At 48.8% G+C, this 18,547-nt stretch carries 21 protein-coding genes; 20 read left to right on the top strand and 1 reads right to left on the bottom strand.

The window, feature by feature from the left end; all coding sequences use genetic code 11:
* Positions 1-10 precede the first annotated feature (10 nt).
* The 5 genes from WC592_03750 to WC592_03730 all read left to right on the top strand — a co-directional run bounded on the left by WC592_03750 (position 11) and on the right by WC592_03730 (position 5,816).
* Positions 11-400 carry a protease inhibitor I42 family protein gene (locus WC592_03750; protein MFA4981566.1) on the top strand — a complete coding sequence of 130 codons (390 nt, stop codon included), beginning with the start codon at positions 11-13 and terminating at the stop codon, positions 398-400.
* Positions 401-450: 50 nt separating this feature from the next.
* A complete protein-coding gene (locus WC592_03745; GenBank protein MFA4981565.1) occupies positions 451-1,401 on the top strand; it encodes an aldolase catalytic domain-containing protein in 951 nt (316 codons plus the stop codon).
* A 79-nt stretch (positions 1,402-1,480) separates the two neighbouring features.
* Positions 1,481-2,470 (top strand): alanine dehydrogenase, encoded by a 990-nt coding sequence (gene ala / locus WC592_03740; protein ID MFA4981564.1) that lies wholly within the window; start codon positions 1,481-1,483, stop codon positions 2,468-2,470.
* Positions 2,471-2,476: 6 nt separating this feature from the next.
* The gene (locus WC592_03735; GenBank protein MFA4981563.1) at positions 2,477-3,337 is read left to right on the top strand and encodes an exonuclease domain-containing protein; all 861 of its coding nucleotides are present in this window, start codon (positions 2,477-2,479) and stop codon (positions 3,335-3,337) included.
* A 1-nt stretch (position 3,338) separates the two neighbouring features.
* A complete protein-coding gene (locus tag WC592_03730) occupies positions 3,339-5,816 on the top strand; it encodes a glycogen/starch/alpha-glucan phosphorylase (GenBank protein ID MFA4981562.1) in 2,478 nt (825 codons plus the stop codon).
* A 1-nt stretch (position 5,817) separates the two neighbouring features.
* Here WC592_03730 and WC592_03725 read toward each other — a convergent pair whose 3' ends face one another.
* Positions 5,818-6,537, bottom strand: coding sequence for a lysophospholipid acyltransferase family protein (locus WC592_03725; GenBank protein MFA4981561.1), 720 nt, complete (start codon positions 6,535-6,537; stop codon positions 5,818-5,820).
* A 136-nt stretch (positions 6,538-6,673) separates the two neighbouring features.
* Between WC592_03725 and WC592_03720 the strand changes: the two genes are divergently transcribed.
* From WC592_03720 to WC592_03650, 15 genes are read left to right on the top strand one after another with little or no spacing between them, the layout of a single operon-like run.
* Positions 6,674-7,318: a hypothetical protein gene (locus WC592_03720; GenBank protein MFA4981560.1), complete on the top strand. Its 645-nt coding sequence runs from the start codon at positions 6,674-6,676 to the stop codon at positions 7,316-7,318.
* Positions 7,319-7,361: 43 nt separating this feature from the next.
* Positions 7,362-8,087 carry a hypothetical protein gene (locus WC592_03715; protein ID MFA4981559.1) on the top strand — a complete coding sequence of 242 codons (726 nt, stop codon included), beginning with the start codon at positions 7,362-7,364 and terminating at the stop codon, positions 8,085-8,087.
* A complete protein-coding gene (locus WC592_03710) occupies positions 8,084-8,971 on the top strand; it encodes a TPM domain-containing protein (protein MFA4981558.1) in 888 nt (295 codons plus the stop codon). Before WC592_03715 ends, WC592_03710 begins: the two co-directional genes overlap by 4 nt.
* 25 nt (positions 8,972-8,996) lie before the next feature.
* On the top strand, positions 8,997-9,554 hold the full coding sequence (locus WC592_03705) for a LemA family protein (protein ID MFA4981557.1): 558 nt from the start codon (positions 8,997-8,999) through the stop codon (positions 9,552-9,554).
* A gap of 17 nt (positions 9,555-9,571) precedes the next feature.
* Complete coding sequence (locus WC592_03700; protein MFA4981556.1) at positions 9,572-9,817, top strand: hypothetical protein; 246 nt, start codon at positions 9,572-9,574, stop codon at positions 9,815-9,817.
* A 23-nt stretch (positions 9,818-9,840) separates the two neighbouring features.
* The gene (locus WC592_03695) at positions 9,841-10,239 is read left to right on the top strand and encodes an NYN domain-containing protein (GenBank protein MFA4981555.1); all 399 of its coding nucleotides are present in this window, start codon (positions 9,841-9,843) and stop codon (positions 10,237-10,239) included.
* A gap of 58 nt (positions 10,240-10,297) precedes the next feature.
* Entirely contained in the window at positions 10,298-10,468 is a 171-nt protein-coding gene (rpsU, locus tag WC592_03690) for a 30S ribosomal protein S21 (protein ID MFA4981554.1), read from the top strand.
* Positions 10,453-13,089, top strand: a complete 2,637-nt coding sequence (locus WC592_03685; protein MFA4981553.1) for a pitrilysin family protein — start codon at positions 10,453-10,455, stop codon at positions 13,087-13,089. Before rpsU ends, WC592_03685 begins: the two co-directional genes overlap by 16 nt.
* Complete coding sequence (gene amrB / locus WC592_03680; GenBank protein ID MFA4981552.1) at positions 13,086-13,922, top strand: AmmeMemoRadiSam system protein B; 837 nt, start codon at positions 13,086-13,088, stop codon at positions 13,920-13,922. Before WC592_03685 ends, amrB begins: the two co-directional genes overlap by 4 nt.
* A gap of 1 nt (position 13,923) precedes the next feature.
* Positions 13,924-14,709 (top strand): patatin-like phospholipase family protein, encoded by a 786-nt coding sequence (locus WC592_03675; protein MFA4981551.1) that lies wholly within the window; start codon positions 13,924-13,926, stop codon positions 14,707-14,709.
* 27 nt (positions 14,710-14,736) lie between these two features.
* Positions 14,737-15,036: a DUF1844 domain-containing protein gene (locus tag WC592_03670; protein ID MFA4981550.1), complete on the top strand. Its 300-nt coding sequence runs from the start codon at positions 14,737-14,739 to the stop codon at positions 15,034-15,036.
* A gap of 5 nt (positions 15,037-15,041) precedes the next feature.
* Positions 15,042-15,971: a DNA recombination protein RmuC gene (locus WC592_03665; GenBank protein ID MFA4981549.1), complete on the top strand. Its 930-nt coding sequence runs from the start codon at positions 15,042-15,044 to the stop codon at positions 15,969-15,971.
* 46 nt (positions 15,972-16,017) lie between these two features.
* Positions 16,018-17,046 (top strand): lysylphosphatidylglycerol synthase transmembrane domain-containing protein, encoded by a 1,029-nt coding sequence (locus WC592_03660; protein MFA4981548.1) that lies wholly within the window; start codon positions 16,018-16,020, stop codon positions 17,044-17,046.
* On the top strand, positions 16,997-17,434 hold the full coding sequence (gene aroQ, locus WC592_03655) for a type II 3-dehydroquinate dehydratase (GenBank protein MFA4981547.1): 438 nt from the start codon (positions 16,997-16,999) through the stop codon (positions 17,432-17,434). Before WC592_03660 ends, aroQ begins: the two co-directional genes overlap by 50 nt.
* Positions 17,434-18,489, top strand: a complete 1,056-nt coding sequence (locus tag WC592_03650) for a Xaa-Pro peptidase family protein (GenBank protein ID MFA4981546.1) — start codon at positions 17,434-17,436, stop codon at positions 18,487-18,489. Before aroQ ends, WC592_03650 begins: the two co-directional genes overlap by 1 nt.
* The last annotated feature ends 58 nt before the right edge of the window (positions 18,490-18,547 follow it).

Below are 18,547 nucleotides of genomic sequence, written 5' to 3'. Positions count from 1 at the left end.
ACGGGAGGATATGATGGCAAGGGGGATAGTTTTTGGCTTGATACTAATGATAGCGGCTATCGGGTGGAGCCAGGCGGCGGATAATCAGGAAGCCTTTACCGATCCATCGCTGGCGATCGAAGCCGAGGCCGGCAAAGATGCGGTCATAACTCTTGAATCGAACAAGACCACGGGTTTTGAGTGGCAGATAGCTGAGCCGCTCAGCGAGAATATAATAGAATTCAAGAGTTCGGAGTATATAGCGTTGGGCGGGAAGCTGGTCGGAGCCGGCGGAAAAGAGGTCTGGACGTTCAGGGCCCTCGGCCCGGGGAAAACCTGCATAGTGATGAAATACGCCAGGCCATGGGAAAAAGACGTCGCCCCCGCGAAGAAAGCGACGTTTACGGTATCAGTCAGGTAGGGGGCAGGTCATGACCTGCCCCTATTGAGGTAATAAAACAGGAGATAAAGATGTTCAGGGAAAAGATAAAAGTGGTCGATTGCACCATAAGGGACGGCGGGCTTATCAATAACCACAAGTTCGACTTGAAATTCGTAAGGGCCGTATATAAGGGCCTTGCCGAGGCCGGCGTCGATTACATGGAAGTCGGGTACAAGAATTCCAAAAGCCTTTTCTCTCCGAAAGAGTACGGCGACTGGAAGTTCTGCGACGACGATGACATAAAGAATGTCATACACGGCGTAGAATCCGAGACGAAGATCTCCGTCATGGTCGATGTTGGCCGCGTAGACATAGACGACATAAAGCCGTGTAAAGAAAGCCCTGTAGATATGATACGGGTGGCTTCATACGTAAAGGATATCGACAAGGCCATATACCTCGTCAATCACTTCGCGGATAAAGGCTATGAGACGACCGTGAATATCATGGCAATATCCAAGGCCCTCGATAACGAGTTGAACGAGGCCCTCGAACAGCTCGAAAAAGAGTCTAGGGCCGAGGTCGTCTACATAGTCGACAGCTACGGCGCGCTCTACCAGGAGTCGACCGAATTCCTGGTAAAGAAGGCGAAGAGCATACTAAAGACGAAAGAGGTGGGCATGCACGCGCACAATAACCAGCAGCTCGCGTTTTGCAACACCATCGAAGCTATAATACACGACGCGAACTATGTCGACGGCACGGTCTTCGGCCTCGGCCGGGCCGCGGGCAATTGTCCTCTCGAACTATTGATCGGCTTCCTGAAGAACCCCAAGTACGATATCCGCCCTATACTGGATCTCATATCCGAAGAGTTCATCCCGCTCAGCAAAAAGCTGGAATGGGGTTATGTCATACCGTACGCCATTGCAGGTATGCTCAATGAGCATCCCAAGGCGGCGATGGAATTGCGTTCCGGCGACAAGAAGGAAAACTACAGGGCCTTTTACGAAAGCCTTAAAGGAACGGACCTGGACTAGATATGGATGTAGAGCGTTTTAAGAAACCGCATTTTGTAAGCGAAACGATGACGGCTAATAGCGCACGAAAGAATAGCGCATGAAGACGTTAATGATACCGCGCAGCCGGATCGTCCCGCTGGTCAGTATGCGCCGGGCCATGAATATAGTGGAGGATGTATTTCATGCCCACGGCCTGGGTCGAGTACAGATGCCGGCCAAGATATACATACACCTTGATAAGTATCACGGAGATTTCCGGGCCATGCCCGCCTACATAGGCGGGATGGAGGCCTGCGGAATAAAGTGGGTCAATGTCCATCCCGGGAATAGGTCTCGCGGACTACCGTCCGTGATGGCCGTAATAATAGTAAGTTCCCCGAAAACAGGGCTTCCTCTGGCCATAATGGACGGAACTTACATCACAAGTCTCCGTACAGGCGCTGCCGGCGGAATAGCCGCAAAATACCTGGCAAGACGGCGATCGTCCTCGGCAGGATTCGTCGGTTGTGGCGTCCAGGCCGCAAACCAGTTCCTTGCGCTCATAGAGATATTCCGGCTCAAAACAGTTGATGTCTACGATACGGACAGGGCCCGGGCGGCATTGTTCGTGAAGAGGACCAAACTCGCAGGTCTCAAATTCAGGATATGCGATAATATTGAAGAGTGCGTACGCGGCAAGGACATCGTCGTAACCAGCACGCCATCGCGCAGGCCTATAATAGACGCAAGGTGGATCTCGCCGGGCACGCACATCAACGCGATCGGCGCGGATGCGAAAGGCAAAGAGGAGCTAGATCCGGCCATATTTAAGAAGGCCGGAATATTCGTTGACGACGTAATTCAGGCTAGCCACAGCGGCGAAATAAACGTCCCTATAGCCGAGAAGATGATAAAGATATCCGATATACGCTCTACTTTAGGCGAGGTCATAGCAAAAAAGAAGAAAGGGCGGAGGTCGCAAGAAGATATTACGATCTTCGACTCGACCGGACTTGCGGTCCAGGACGTTGCAGTGGCAGATTATGTATACAGATCGGTCTTGCGCCGTCGCGGAAGGCGCGTATCCGGCATAGATCTGGCAGGGTGACAGGCAATGAGCGGCAAACTTAAGATTAAGGATGTTTCATTTACGGTATTCGACGTCGAAACGACCGGCCTATATCCGTATTCCGGCGATAGGATATGCGAGATAGCGGCGGTGAGGATCGATCCGGGCAAACGAACTCCGAAGACATTGCATTCCCTTGTGGACCCGCAGAGGCCGATATCGTACGGCGCTTCTTTAGTAAATAAAATTACCGACGAGATGGTAGCGGGCAAACCGACAATAGACGAGATCCTGCCTTTCTTTTTAAAATTCATCAAAGGCAGCGCCCTCGTGGCTTATAACGCAGGATTCGATATAGGTTTCATAGAGTATGCCCTCGGCAGAGATAAAGACCTGCTGAAAGATTATTATGTGATTGACGCGCTTAGGCTCGCGCGCAGACTCTTTCCCGGGATCGGAAGGTATAATCTAGGCAATGTCGCGCGGACGCTTAACATCAGTGCCGAGGGTGAGCACAGGGCATTGTCGGATGTCAAGATGACGCTTGCGGTATTCAAAAAAGAACTCAAGATAATGGATAAGGAAGGCATAACCCTGATCGACGACATAGTCTTCGTCAAGACCAATAAAGCGCCATTCGCCAGAAAGGTAAAAGATTACAAGACGAGGCTTATTGAAAAAGCGATCAGGGAAGAGAAGAGCCTGAACATAACTTACCGCTCTGCCTGGACCAACAGTGTTACCGAGCGCATCATAACCCCCAAAGAGATACGCAGCGGTTATGACAGGTCATACGTAATCGCCCACTGCCACATGAAGAATGAGGAGAGAAATTTCCGGATGGATTGCATACTTAATGCGGACGTGATAGAATACGATGGTATCCAAATAAAGAGCGAGGTATAAAATGAAAGAAAAAAAGAAAGAGGCTCACGGGACCGCTATAATATTCAAGGACATGACCAAGAACGGCATCAGGTTGTCTTTCACGGCAAACAGGGAGTACGCGCTGGCCAAAGACAAATACACTGCGACTCTGTACGATGATTTTGTCGCTACTTCGATCGCTATAAGGGACAGGATCGTAGAGCGCTGGATATCTACCCAACAGAGATACCACAGAGAAAACCTCAAGAGGGTCTATTATCTGTCCATGGAATTCTTGATAGGGCGTCTTCTGGGGACCAATATGATCAATCTCGGCCTTTGGAACCAGACTAAAGACGCTCTTAAGGATATGGGCCTTGACATGGCCGATTTGATGGAGTGTGAGGCAGATGCCGGGCTCGGGAACGCGGGGCTCGGGAGGCTCGCGGCCTGCTTTCTGGATTCCATGGCCATGCTCGGTATTCCGGCTCATGGATACGGGATCCGTTATGAGTACGGCATATTCCACCAGAAGATAATTAACGGATATCAGGTCGAGTTTCCCGATGAGTGGCTAAGGCTCGGGAACCCGTGGGAATTCCAAAGGCCGGAATATACCGTAAAGGTCCGTTATTACGGCCATACCTTTATGACCCATGATGAGAAAGGTAACCTCCGCGCTAACTGGGTAGATACAGATGACGTGCTTGCGATGCCGTACGACGTGCCTGTGTCCGGTTACAGTAATGACGTCGTCAATACGCTCAGGCTGTGGTCCGCGCGCAGTTCCGAGGATTTCGACCTCAGTTATTTTAATCACGGGGATTATGAGAGGGCCGTGTATAACAAGGTGTTGACGGAGAACATCTCAAAAGTATTATATCCAAACGACAATGTCAGCCAGGGCAAGGAGCTCCGATTAAAACAGGAGTATTTTTTCACGGCGGCTTCCATTTCCGACATAATAAGGCGGTTTAAGAGCGAGAACCGCGATTTGAAGACGCTGCCTGAGAAAGTCGCCATCCAGTTGAACGACACACATCCGTCCATAGCCATAGCCGAGTTGATGAGGATACTCGTAGACGAAGAGCATATGGGATGGAATGCCGCATGGGATATCACCGTCAACACATTTGCCTACACAAACCACACTATTATGCCGGAAGCGCTAGAGCAGTGGCCCGTGCCTCTCTTTGAGAAACTTCTTCCCCGGCATATGCAGATAATCTATGAGATCAATTTCAGATTTTTACAGGAAGTGGCGGCAGAATTCCCGGGCGACAACGATCGCTTGAGAAGGATGTCGATCATAGAGGAGGCAGACACTAAGAAGATCAGAATGGGACACCTTGCGCTTGTGGGCACGTATTCGGTGAACGGGGTCTCCGAACTCCATTCGGATCTTTTGAAGACGCGCCTATTCAGGGATTTTTACGAATTATGGCCGGAAAAATTCAATAATAAAACTAACGGGATTACCCAGCGGCGTTGGCTGAAAGAGTCTAATCCGGGCCTGTCGGGTTTGATAACAGAGGCGATAGGTGACAGCTGGATAACGGACCTTTTTCAGCTTGAAAAACTCCTCCCCCTGAAGGATGACGCTTCTTTCCGTGAGAAATGGCAAAAGGTAAAGTCTGACAACAAGAAGAGGCTTGCCGAGCATATCCATAAGACCACCGGAATAAGTATCGACGCGCATTCTATGTATGACATCCAGGTGAAGAGGCTGCATGAATATAAGCGGCAGGTCCTTCTCGCATTTTATATACTATCGCAATATATCAGGCTGAAGAAAGACCCGAAGACGCCTTTTGTCCCGCGGACTTTTATCTTCAGCGGCAAGGCTGCGCCCGGATATTACATGGCAAAGCTTGTGATAAAATTCATAAACAGCGTTGCCGATGTCATCAACAAGGACAAGGCAATAGGCGACAAGATGAAAGTCGTCTTCCTGGAGAACTACCAGGTTTCGCTGGCCGAGAAGATATTCCCCGCAAGCGACCTTTCCGAGCAGATATCCACCGCGGGCATGGAGGCTTCAGGTACCGGCTGCATGAAGTTCATGGTAAACGGGGCGCTGACCATAGGAACGCTCGACGGCGCCAACATCGAGATCGGGAAAGCGGTGGGCCATGATAACATATTCATCTTCGGCCTCAAGGCACAGGAGATCGAAAAGATAAGGGAGCAAGGTTACAAGCCGCAGGATTATATAGACCGTTCCCCGAACCTTGGCGAGATATTCCATCTGATCAATAGTAATTTTCTATCGCCGGTAGAATTCGGCCTGTTCGATCCCATGGTGCAGTCACTGGTGCATATGGACTATTTCTTCGTATGCGCTGATTTTGATGACTATTGCAAGACGCAGGATTCTGTCTCCAAACTGTATATAGACCAGATGGAATGGACGAAGAAGTCTATCATCAACGTAGCTAAAAGCGGAAAATTTTCAAGCGACAGGACTATAGAGGAATACGCTAAGGAAATTTGGCGCGTGCCATACAGCAGGCGGTAGTTCAAGAAGACCCTATTGCAGAGCGGGTAATGTCCCTGAGACGACTGAAATCCGCGGGGCTGAATCCTGCTGTTTCTATAGGCGGCAGGACTTTCATGACGCCGACGACTTTGGTCTCGAACATCCAGCTGCCCTTAGGTATAGTATCGCGGGTCCCGCTGATCGATATAGGAAGTATGGGAACGCCTTCCTTTATGGCAAGCTTGAAAGCGCCGTTCTGGAAATCGCCCATCTCATCAGTCCCGCTGCGTGTGCCTTCCGGGAAGAACAGTACCGAAACGCCGCTCCTCAGCCACCCGGCAGCCTCCCTGTAGACTTTCTTGATGCTCCCGAAATTTCCTCTGGCGAGTTTTATGTGCCTGGCGAGCGACATGCACCATCCTATGAACGGCACTTTGAACAGGGCAGCCTTTGCCACCCATTTAAATTGCATCCTTGTAAAATATATCACCGCTATATCAGCGAGGCTCTGGTGGTTGGCGACAACTATGTAGGTTTTTTTATGATCGATGTTCTCCAGGCCGGACACTCTAAGGGTCCAGTAAGGGTTTGAGTATACCACAGCGCCGGCCCACCAGAAACACTGTGCATGGACGATCTTCCTTTTGCGATCGAAAGGAAACAGTATGATGGTAAGGAAGAGCATCACGAAAAAAAGAACGGCAGTAAGGGTGAAAGTTATGATCCATATTGATGCGGAGGATGCCATCTTTTTAAGCATGTCAATATGATAAATTAGCGGGGTATGGTTGTCAATAAAAAGATGCAATTAATTAGTTTAAAAAGAATCGTTTTTGCGATATAATTTAATCCGCTTAAGAGAATAAGCTCAAAGAGAGGAGTAACGGATGAGCAGCATGAAGACTAAGTCTCTCGAACGCATTGAAGAGAGGATGGGCGCCTTAGAGGAAGGCTCTATACGGTACGGGATCCTGCAGAGCGTCAAGAGCTTCAAGACGTCATGGATAGATCTTGGGCAAGGGCTGTATTCTGTCTGGAAAGACAGGCTTTATAAAGAATGGGGATATGCCACTTTTGACGCTTACACATCAAAGGAGATAGGGATAAAGAAGGCTACGGCATTGAAACTGCTTAAGTCCTACTATTTCCTCGAAAAGGAAGAGCCGCGTTTCCTGCAGAAAGACCATCCCGACATGAAAGAGCCGTCCTCGATACCAAGCTATGAATCTATAAATGTTCTCAGGCTTGCGAAAGACAAATCAACGCTCGACCATGAAGACTATTCCCGCATAAAGAAATACGTCCTGGAAATGGGCAAGGATGCCGGCGAGGTAAAAAAGGACCTGACTACGTTGATAAAACAGCGTGAAGAGCTGGAACCGGATGAGGCACGGCGGAAGAAGAAGGTGGCCGTCATCAAAAGGCTCTTAACGTCCCTGAAGACACTGAAAAAAGATATCGAGATATCCAAGATGCTGCCGATGACTACGCTTAGAGATATCGCCAGCCTGATAAGCAAGATAGAATCGGAAATTAATTAGCTCATAGTCTGGAGTTGATAGCTCATAGTAAGTGGGAGATTTCATGGAAGGGTTGAAGCTGCCCGATAAAGTTAAGCATATACTGGAAGATTTTGTCGGGAAGATGAAGAGTATCTACAAAGAAGAGCTTGTTTCCGTAATACTTTACGGCAGCGCGGCGAGCGGCGAATACGCAGGCAAGTACTCTAATATAAATGTCCTTGTCGTCTTGTATGATACGGGCTTAAAGAACCTGTCCATGGCCGCCGATGTGGTCGGGAGCCGTAAATACCGCGACTTAAGCGCGCTATTCTTCACACCGGACTACATCAAGACCTCATCGGATGTCTTTCCTCTCGAGTTCATGGACATGAAAGAGAACCATGCCGTCCTTTACGGCAGCGACGTCCTGCAAAGCATATTCATAGACCCAAAGAACCTGCGATTTCAGTGCGAACAGGAGTTGAAGTCTAAGACGATCAACATGAAGCGGCTTTACCTGGTCACAAAAGACGGGCCGCGCCTTAAAAAGCTCCTGTTCGGATCGTTCACTTCATCTTTCCACATCCTTCGAAATATGCTGCGGGTCAAAGGCATTACGCCTGCGTATTCCGGTGAGGCTGCCTTGAAGGAGATACAGGAGTTGTTCCGGATCGACATGGAGGTTTTTTATACCGTAATGGATGCAAAAAAGAAGAACCTGCCTTTAAGCCTCAAGGAGACGGACTTCCTTTTCACGGCTTTTGTCGATCAGCTGGAAAAGATCGCGCGTATTGTCGATAATATATGAAACGGCTACCGGCAGGGAGAATAGTGTTGATCCTGACCTTCCTTCTTTTGGGCGGTCTTGTCTACGCCGAAGATATTCCCGGACCGCAAGGGAGGATAAACGATTTTGCCGGTGTCATATCGCATGAATATAAGGACAAGATAGGCGCACTGATCGCCAAGGTCGAGGCGGAGACGACCGCAGAGACCGCCGTAGTTACAATAAATTCGATAGCGCCCTATGACGAACAGACCTATGCCAGGATGATCTTTGACAATTGGAAGATCGGGAAAAAAGGAAAAGATAACGGCATCCTCCTGCTCATAGCCGTCAAGGAGAGACGCTGGCGCATAGAAACCGGTTACGGTCTTGAGGGGATCTTGCCCGACGGGCTGTGCGGCGAGATAGGCAGGAAGTATATGGTCCCCTATCTGAAGGAAAGCCGTTACGGAGAGGGGCTATATAACGGCATTCTGGCGCTCACCCGTCAAATGCTATCGGCCGACAAAAATATCTCTGTAGGAGACCTTGAAACAACCGACGATATTACCGATATGCCGGGCAAGATCTTAATGACCGTCATTGTAGCGATATTTTTCTTTGTATGGAACCTTCCGTGGCCTGTTTTTGTGGGTCTGCCGTTCACGCTCATTTTCGCCGCGGCTTTCTTCGGTAATTCTCCATACCTTTCACTCTCTGTCTTGCTGGGCTACGCCTCTTCAATGCTGTTCCGGTACGGCTATTGGAACAGGCTGCCGGAACACAAGAGAAAGAACTTTTTTGGCGCGCAGACTTACGGAGGAAGATTTACCACCGGCGGTTACGGCCGCGGAGTAGGCGGATTCGGAGGCGGAGGCTTCGGTGGCGGCGGAGGCGGAGGTGGAGGAGCAGGCGGAGGATTTTAAATGATTTTAACCAGGAGGTACCTAGATGAATAGAAAATTGATTATTTTGGCGGTGTTTCTTCTTTTTATCATAATTGGATTCGGCGGTATTTACAACGGCATCATCTCCAAGAATGAGAATGTGAAGACAAAATGGGCGCAGGTCGAGAGCCAGCTAAGGCGCAGAGGCGACCTTATCGGCAATCTGGTAAACTCCGTCAGAGGTTACGCAACGCACGAAAATACTCTGCTTGAAGACATTACAAAGGCCAGGAGCCAATGGCAGGATGCCGGGTCTATCGAGGACAAGATAAAAGGCAGCGCTCAGGTCGATACTATGCTATCGAGACTTATGGTGGTTGTGGAAAATTACCCGAACCTGAAAGCGAACGAGCCGTTCCTGAAACTTATGGACGAGCTTGCAGGCACCGAGAACCGTATTGCAGTCGAAAGGATGCGTTATAACGAGGCGGTCAGGGATTACAACATCATAGTGAGGCGCTTCCCATCTAATCTGATCGCGCGCATGTTTGGGTATGAGGAGGCTGCAGCCTACATAGAAGCAGGGCGGGTTGAAAGGGCCGCGCCTGTAGTTAAATTCTAAACAGGGGGCGTATGACTATGGATAGACCCGATCAGAAGCAAGCCAAGTGGTACTTAAGACCGACTGCTGTAATAGTGGCCTTATTGGCTATCGGCCCGTTTGCTCTGCCGCTGGCATGGATCAGCCCTTCTCTCAGGACCTGGCAGAAGATATTGATAACAATAGCGGTTGTAATACTTTCCATATGGCTTGTGAGGGCCTCATCGGACATTTACAGCAAGTTTTCCGTCCAGATGCAGGAACTCCAGGGCGTGTTAAAATAAGCTCGCAGGCGGATATTAAGATAATGCCGATACTTATAGACGGATGGAACCTTATACGGAACAGGCGTTCCGACATACGGGATGATGACGATGGCTCGCTCGATTCAGTGATAACCCTGATAGCGTATCTTGAAGATTTTCAGGTTACGCATAACGACCCGATAATCGTCGTATTTGACAGCTCGCGGGAATTTTTGGATATCGACCACAGGAACAGCCCTAAGTTAAAAATAATGCCGGCGAAGAACGCGGACAACTATATAAAAAAATACCTGGACAAGGTCCCTGAAAAACAGCGAAGGAATGTGAGAGTCGTCTCTTCGGATAATGAGATATATTTTTACGCTAGGAGTTCATATGCTACACCTGTGAAATGCGAGGATTTTTGGGTAAAACTTAAAGCGGGATATGAGAGGCTGTGACTTAAGCCTTGACCTTAACCTTTTCGCATGATAATATATAAACCGGAGGTGATAATTAATGCCGAAAATCAACGTTGGCGAGAATGAACCGTTGGAGAAGGCGCTAAGACGTTTTAAGAAAAAAATTGAGATTGAAGGAATACTAAAAACGCTTAAGGCGAGAAAGCATTACGAAAAACCGAGCGAACGGAAACGCCGCAAAAGAAAAATGGGGTGGAAGTCATTTTAAGAAAACATCCTTATCTCTTAATCAACCTTGCAGCAGTTATTATTTGTATTCTTTCACCGGTTGAAACACTCGCCGTACCGGGAAATATCGATCTTCCAAGTGAGGCCGTCTCTAAAAAAATTTTGGAGAACGGCCTCACTGTTTTATCCGTACATGTTCCTGCCGAAAAGCTTGCGGCTATCCATGCCACGATATCTGCCGGCTCGAGTTCGGAAGATGAGTACATGGGGTCCGGGATAACTCATTTCGTGGAGCATATGGTCTTCAAAGGAACCGGGAAGCGCGGTGTAGGCGATATCGAAAAAGAGATCAAATCCTACGGCGGGATAGTAAACGGCTCCACTTCTCAAGATCTTACCGATTATTACATAGTCGTCCCTGCGAAATACCTGAAAGAGGCGCTTGCCATATTGAAAGATATGCTATTGAACGCATCCTTCGATAAGGTGGAGTTTGAAAAAGAGAAGGAAGTCATACTTAACGAGATAAAGCTGAACTCGGATGAACCGCAGAGCCGTCTCATGAAATTGCTGGACGAGACAGCATATATTGCCCACCCGTATAAATATCCTCCAATAGGGTATGAGAAGAATTTTACCGCGCTTAAGAGGGAAGACCTCTTCAAATATTATAACAGGAAATATGTCCCCAACAGGATGGTCGTCACCGTTGTAAGCGGGATCGATAGAGAATCTGTTATCCGGGTTGTTGAAGATGATTTCAGGGATTTCAGAGCACCCAATTACGGGGCGCCGGATATCCACGCCATCGAGCCTGCGCAGATCGCTGCAAGGGACGCCGTAGAAGAGCTGCCCGCAAACCTCGCCTACCTGGCGATCGGGTTCCATTCAACGAGCGTACTGGATAAGGACCTTTTTGCGATGGACGTATTGTCGATGGTCCTTGGGAGAGGCAATAATTCCAGGCTGAATAACGAGATCGTAAAAAATATGAGGCTCGCCCACTCTGTCTCGTGCTGGAACTACACCCCTAGAGATCCCGGCCTGTTCGTCATCAACGCGATATTGGATAAAGAGAGCCTTGCCCCTGCGAAAGACGCGATCCTGAAAGAGGTAAAAAAAATACGAACCGTCGATATCGGTGATGAGGAGCTTGAGGCGGCGAAAAGGATGGTACTGAGCGATTATATATTTTCGCTCGAGGCCGTCGACGCGCGGGCAAGAGACATCTCGTCCGGTTATATACTTACAGGCTCTTATGATTTCTCCGCGAAGTACGTCGACGGCATTCAGTCGGTAACCGTGGAAGATGTTAAGAAGGCCGCGGACATATATTTAACCGAAACGAATATGACGGTTGTAAGGCTCGTCCCAAAAGGATATAAAGAAGATATGCGAGAAAGCGCACCGCAAGCCGTTATTATCGGCACTATAGGCAAGACTGTCATGACTAACGGATTGCGTATCCTGACAAGGGAAGACAGATCCCTGCCCGTGGTCTCGATAACGCTGGCCATGATGGGAGGGCTGACAGTCGAGAAAGAAAATAAGTGCGGTTTATCAAGGTTCGTTTCCGAGATGCTGTTAAAAGGGACCTCAAAGAGGAAAGAAGAGGATATTGCCGGGGCTATAGAATCCCTCGGCGGTAGGATAGCCGCATTCAGCGGTTTTAACAGTTTCGGTCTTAATATAGAGGTGTTAAAACCCGACACCGGCAAGGCCCTTGATATCTTGAAAGATATCATGACCGATTCCATATTCCCACAGGACCAGATCGATAAAGAGAAAGAATTGACGCTGGCCGCGATAAAGGCAGAAGACGATGATATCTTCCGGAAAGGATCCGACATTTTAAGAAAAGAGCTTTTCGGTAAGTCGCCTTACGGCTTCAGGCGGCTCGGTACTAGTCAGACGATAAGCTCTATAAGCCGCGATGACCTCTTAGAATTTTATAAAAGGTATTGTGTGGCTGGTAACATGGTGATTTCGATATCAGGAGATATGGCGCCCACGGAGATGGCCGATAGGGTGAAGCGTCTATTTGGAGATGTAAGAACGGCCAAAACTGATATTGCCGCCGTTATGCCGCAGACTTTACGCGCAGATAAGAAAGCAGACGTAGAGATGGATCGGCAGGAAAGCCTTATAATGATCGGGTTCATCACAACGGATATAAAGAACACAGATAAATACGCGTTAAGCGTCCTGGGTTCTGTATTATCCGGAAGTTCAGGAAGGTTGTTCAGCAACCTTAGGGGCAAACTTTCCCTGGCGTATGCACTTGGATGCGCTCAAAAACAGACTCTTGATACAGGCTATTTTGTCCTTTATGCCGCAACATCCAAAAATCAAATCGGGGATGCCCGCAAGGCTTTGGCTCTCGAGATGGCCGATATCAACACGAAGGGCCCGGACGAGGTAGAAGTTGACTTTGCAAAAAGGGAATTGCTGACAAAATTCGACCTCGAAACGCAGGCCAATAGCTTCTATTCTTATACCGCAACGTTGGACGAGCTCTACGGCCTGGGATACGATAATGTTTATAAATACAAAGAGAGAATAGAGGAAGTCACCAAAGAGGATGTAAAGCGTGTCGCAAATAGATATTTCAATAGAAAAGCGCATGCCGAAGTCGTGATATCTTCAAAAGGAATAAGATGAAAAGAGAACCTGTGGTGGCCGGGCAGTTCTACTCCGGTTCAAAGGATTCGCTGCTGAAAGAGATGAAGGGCCTCATCGGCAAAGGCGGCGCGACAAGAACGGACGCTATAGGAATAGTATCGCCTCATGCGGGATATATGTATTCAGGACATGTCGCGGGAAGCGTCTTCTCGTCGATAACTCAAAAGGCCGCGTATATTATTATGGGGCCGAACCACACAGGGATGGGCGCGCCGTTTGGTATTACGACAGCTGAATCGTGGAAGACGCCCCTCGGGGACGTCAAAGTGGACGGCGCCCTGGCGGAGGGCATTAAGGAAAATTGCGGATTGGTCGAATTCGACGACATCTCACATGCGTCTGAGCATTCCATAGAAGTCCAACTCCCCTTTATCCAGTATATGCAAAAAGATTTCCGTTTCGTCCCGATCGTCATAGCATCGGCCTCAGTAGATATCTACCGCAGGATCGGCAAGGCAATCGCCAATTCGATCAAAGGCCTTAATATGGAAAATGATACGATGATAGTAGCGTCGAGCGACATGACGCATTACGAAAGCGCCGACTCGGCAAGGAAGAAAGACGATGCGGCCATCAAAGCCGTTCTGGCGCTCGACGAGGATAAGTTGATGAACAGGATCTCGGAACTTGACATCACCATGTGCGGATGCGCCCCGACGGCAATAATGCTCGCGGCGGCCAAAGAGCTCGGCGCTAATACGGCGCGGCTTGTGGAGTACGCTAACAGCGGGGATGCCACCGGAGATTACTCGTCCGTAGTAGGTTATGCCGGCATCGTCGTATATAAAAATAATTCCGGGAAAGGCGCGTGACATGTTTGATATTTTCAGGAAAGAAAAAAAAGTAATACTTGTGCTTGGCGGCGGATCCGCGCGGGGTGTAGCGCATATAGGCGTCCTTAAGGTCCTTGCGCGGGAAAAGATACAGATAAGCAGGATAGTGGGAACGAGTATGGGGGCCCTGATAGGCGCGGGTTACGCGACGGGTATAACACCGCAGGAGATGGAGAAGAAGGCCGTAGGCGTGTCGATAAACAAGCTGTTGGACCCGACGATCCCGAAAATGGGGTTATTGGCGGGCAACAGATTGCAGAATATGATCAAGTCGCTCCTGGACAGCAAAAAGTTCGACGATTGCAGGATCCCGTTCGCGGCCGTGACTACCGATATCGAGACCGGACAGGAGGTCGTCCATCAACACGGAGACCTGACAAAGATCGTGCGGGCCAGCTGCTCATGGCCCGGCATCTTTAATCCCGTCGAGATCGACGGGAGGCTTCTGTGCGACGGAGGCATTAAGAACAGCGTCCCGACCAAGATCGCCAGGGGGTTGGAAGACGGCTATGTGATCGCGGTCGACGTCGGCTTCTGCGTCAAGCAGGGTAAACTGGACAATATATTTCAGGTGATATTACAGTCATTCCAAATAATGGGAGAAGAACTTAACAAATACCAGGCGGATGAGGGCGATATGGTGATAAAGGTAGATCTCGGAAACATAGACCAGGTCAGCTTTGAACGCTCCGAAGAAGCTATACACAGGGGGATGTGGGCCGCGGAGGCAAAGATCGACCAGATAAAGAAAGACCTTAATCTATAATCCTGCTTTTAAACATGGGAGTTTGAAATGGCTGATGTAAAGGATAACGGAGCTGGAAAAAGGGAGATCCCGCAAGCTGGGTTTGGCATATTCCTGTCAGGGCTTGCCATGGAAGCGTTTATCGCTCTGGGCGATATAGAAAATCCCTTTACAAAGAAGAAAGATGCGAACCTGGATCATGCGAAATTTATCATAGACACGCTCGGGATGCTGAAGGAGAAGACTAAGAATAACCTGTCGAAGGAAGAAGAAGAGGCCCTCGATACGTTCCTGTGCGACCTGCGGTTGAAGTACGTCAATAAAACACAAGCCCTGCCGAAAGGCTGAAATATATGCTCTTCAACATAGTTCTTGCCGTCATCCTTGCGATACTCGGATTCGCGATATTCTATCTGGTTATACGCCTGCGCGACATCTCGTCCAGTCTCTGCAAACTTAATGAGAAGATGCCCCTGACGGATGAAATGAGGCGGCAAGCCTCAGATACAATGGAGCGGCTGAATGAGAGGATGGGAAGCCTTAACCAGAAGGCCTTGCAGATCAACGAAGTTATGAACGAGGTGAGGGGCTTAAGAAATCTATTTGTGATGCCGAAAGGCGCGGGAGCCGCGGGCGAAAGACTCCTGGAAAAGGCGATACACGACGTCCTGCCCAGCGACAGCTACCAGACCCAATACCGGTTAAGTTCCGGGATAGTCGATTTCGTCGTAAAGTTCAAGGAATATATAGTCCCGATAGATTCGAAATTGTCTCTCGAAGATTTCAATAAGATGGTGACGGCGGCCGATGAGGCCGAGAAGCGAAGCTATTGGAAATCTTTTCAGGCTGCGGTCAAGAAACGCATCGACGAGACCTCAAAGTACATATTGCCCGGCGAAAAGACGACCGACTTTGCCCTGATGTATATAGCGTCGGAAGGCGTATATTATGAGGCGTTCGTCAAGAATAAGCAATTCGGCGAAGATAACAGCCTCATAGACTACGCCTTAAAGAAACGCGTCTATCCTACGTCGCCTCAAACGATATATCCTTACCTGATGACCATATTGCAGGGGATGAAGGCCCTTAAGATAGAAGAGAACGCCAAAGAGATACTCGGCAAGGTCACGGGCCTGCGCAATGATTATGAGAGGTTTAAGTCGATCTACAACATAATAATAGGCCATATCGAGAACGCGCACTCGAAACATAACAATGAAGCCCAGGGCGCTATAGCCAAGATCGAGCAGCATATATCCAGCCTGGAGCACAAATCCCGCTAAATTTCCTCTTTACATATTAATTACAATATGTTAAATTATTATTTCCATGAAGACTAAGATCATAAGTTTCTTACGGGTCTTCGTCAGCATCGCTCTTATATTTATATTATTGTATATAATGAGGGATAAGTACGGCGAGATCTTAGATGTATTGAAAGGGACTGATCCGAAGCTTTTTTCTATAGCCGTAGGGATGTTCATCGCGGCCATATCGCTCGGGTCGTACAGGTTCAAACTGATCATCGAGGCGCAAGGCGACATGTCGATAAAGTTCAAAGAAGCCTTTTCCCTGACCTTCATTGGCTATTTCTTCAATAATTTTCTCCCGACATCCGTAGGAGGCGATGTAGTCAAGGCCTACTACCTGTCGAGAAAGTTCTCCAGGAAGATGGAGTCATATACGTCCGTCTTCGTCGACCGGGTGATCGGGTTGTTCACGATGATCTTCATGGCCTCTCTTGCGCTCCTGTTCGTCCAGAACCATATCATAGACAATACCGTCAGGTCGATGATATACGCCATCACAGCGGTTTCCGTCCTTGCCATAATCTTCATGACCAACAAAAAATTCGCCAAGAATTTTTCCGTTTTGCTGCGCCTTTTTAAACCGATCGAGGGCAAGCTGAGGAAGGCATACGATTCCGTCCATAAATATAAATATCACATGAAACTGATCTGGCAGTCTCTCGTCATATCGATCATAAGCCAGATCCTTTTTTTCGCGAGCATCGGGATCCTGGCCTTCGCTATCGGTTCGTCGCTGCCGGCCATGGACATCCTGCTCAGGATGCCTATAATAAGCGCAATGAGCCTTTTACCCTCGATAAACGGTCTCGGCCTGAGGGAAGGGTCTACAGTCGTACTGTTTGGGCCTATCATAGGCAAGGAGAACTCGTTCGCGGTAAGCGTATTATGGCTTTTGATCCTTCTTATAATGAGCCTGGTCGGCGGTATCATATACGCTTTCAGCCCGCAATTCAAGTTCCGTTTACAGGAAATAAGCCGCCAAAATCAAGGAGAGCATTATGCGCAAAATACTGGTCATACACGGCCCAAATCTAAACCTTCTAGGTAAGAGGGAAGTAAATATATACGGCGAAGTCACCATTGACGAGATCAACGCCTGTCTTAAGAAAACCGCAAAAGTGAAAAAGGTGGAATTGGAGATAATCCAGTCGAACCACGAAGGCGAGATCGTCGAGTCCATAGGCAAGGCTAAGGGCCGCTTCGATGCGATACTCATAAACCCTGCGGCATACACGCACACGAGCGTAGCCATAAGGGACGCCATAAGCGCAGTCGATATTCCGACGGTTGAGGTCCATCTTTCCAATATTTACGCAAGGGAAGAGTTCAGGCATACCTCCCTTATAGCGCCTGTGGCAAAGGGCCAGGTCTCTGGTTTTGGGATGATGAGCTACTGCCTGGGGTTGGAAGCATTGGTCGACCTGATAGGTAAGTGATGTTAAAACTAAATCCTGCCGGAAGGCTCGCTTCTCTTGAAGCGGAGATGAAGGCAAGAAAATTAGATTCGTTTCTTGTCACCAATGAGACCAACGTATCTTACTTGAGCGGTTTCTTAGGCGGCGATTCTATTATACTGGCTACGCGGGAGAAGGATTTTTTCCTGACGGACTCCAGGTATATTGAAGAGGCCAGATCCGGGGTACGGGGATTCGATATAGAGCTTGTCAAGCTGTCCACTTATAAGACGCTCCAGTCGATCATCTCAAAGAACCGATTGAAGAAGATAGGCTTTGAGTCGATGAGCCTGCCTTATGAAGTGTCCGGCCGCTTGAAAGACCTGGCGCCCGGAGCGACGTTCGTGCCCATCAGGGACCTTGTGGAGGGGATCAGGTCCGTAAAAGACCGCCAGGAGGTAGCGCTTATACGGGACTCTATAAAGCTTGCAAAAGCCGTCCTGGAAAGAACGATATCTTGCGTTGTGCCCGGTGTCACGGAAGCTTCCCTGGCGAAAAAGATAGAGCTTGAATTTATTACGCATGGCGCGGAGGCGGGCTTTAAACCTATAGTAGCGTCAGGCGCAAACGCGTCGAAACCGCATGCGCAGCCGGGTGAAAATGTCATTAAGACAAACAGTTTCGCGATGATCGATATTGGCTGCACCTTAAGACGCTACAATTCTGACATCACGAGGATGGTAGTATTGGGCAAAGTCTCGAATAGATTTAAAAGGATATACGATGTGGTTCGTGAAGCGCAGGATAAGGGCATTGCGGCAATAAAGCCGGGTGAGCGCCTGTCCAAAATTGATAAAGCAGCAAGGAACCATATAAATGCGAAGGGTTTTGGAAAGCATTTCGGCCATTCGCTGGGCCATGGGGTAGGCATGGAGGTCCACGAAAGCCCCAATGTTTCAGCGTTGAGCGAAGGGATAGCCCGGGAGGGCATGGTCTTTACCGTCGAACCCGCGATATATATAACGGGTTTCGGAGGCGTCAGGATCGAGGACATGGTACTGGTTACGAAGAATGGATGCGAAGTATTAACAAAATGACACGAGAAATTCAGGTTAAGCAATATGAGTGATTAAGCAATTAAGCGATTAAGTAATT

The organism is Candidatus Omnitrophota bacterium (assembly GCA_041648975.1).
Classification (GTDB): Bacteria; Omnitrophota; Gorgyraeia; order 2-01-FULL-45-10; family 2-01-FULL-45-10; genus JAQUSE01.
This window is presented reverse-complemented; position numbering and strand designations above follow the sequence as displayed.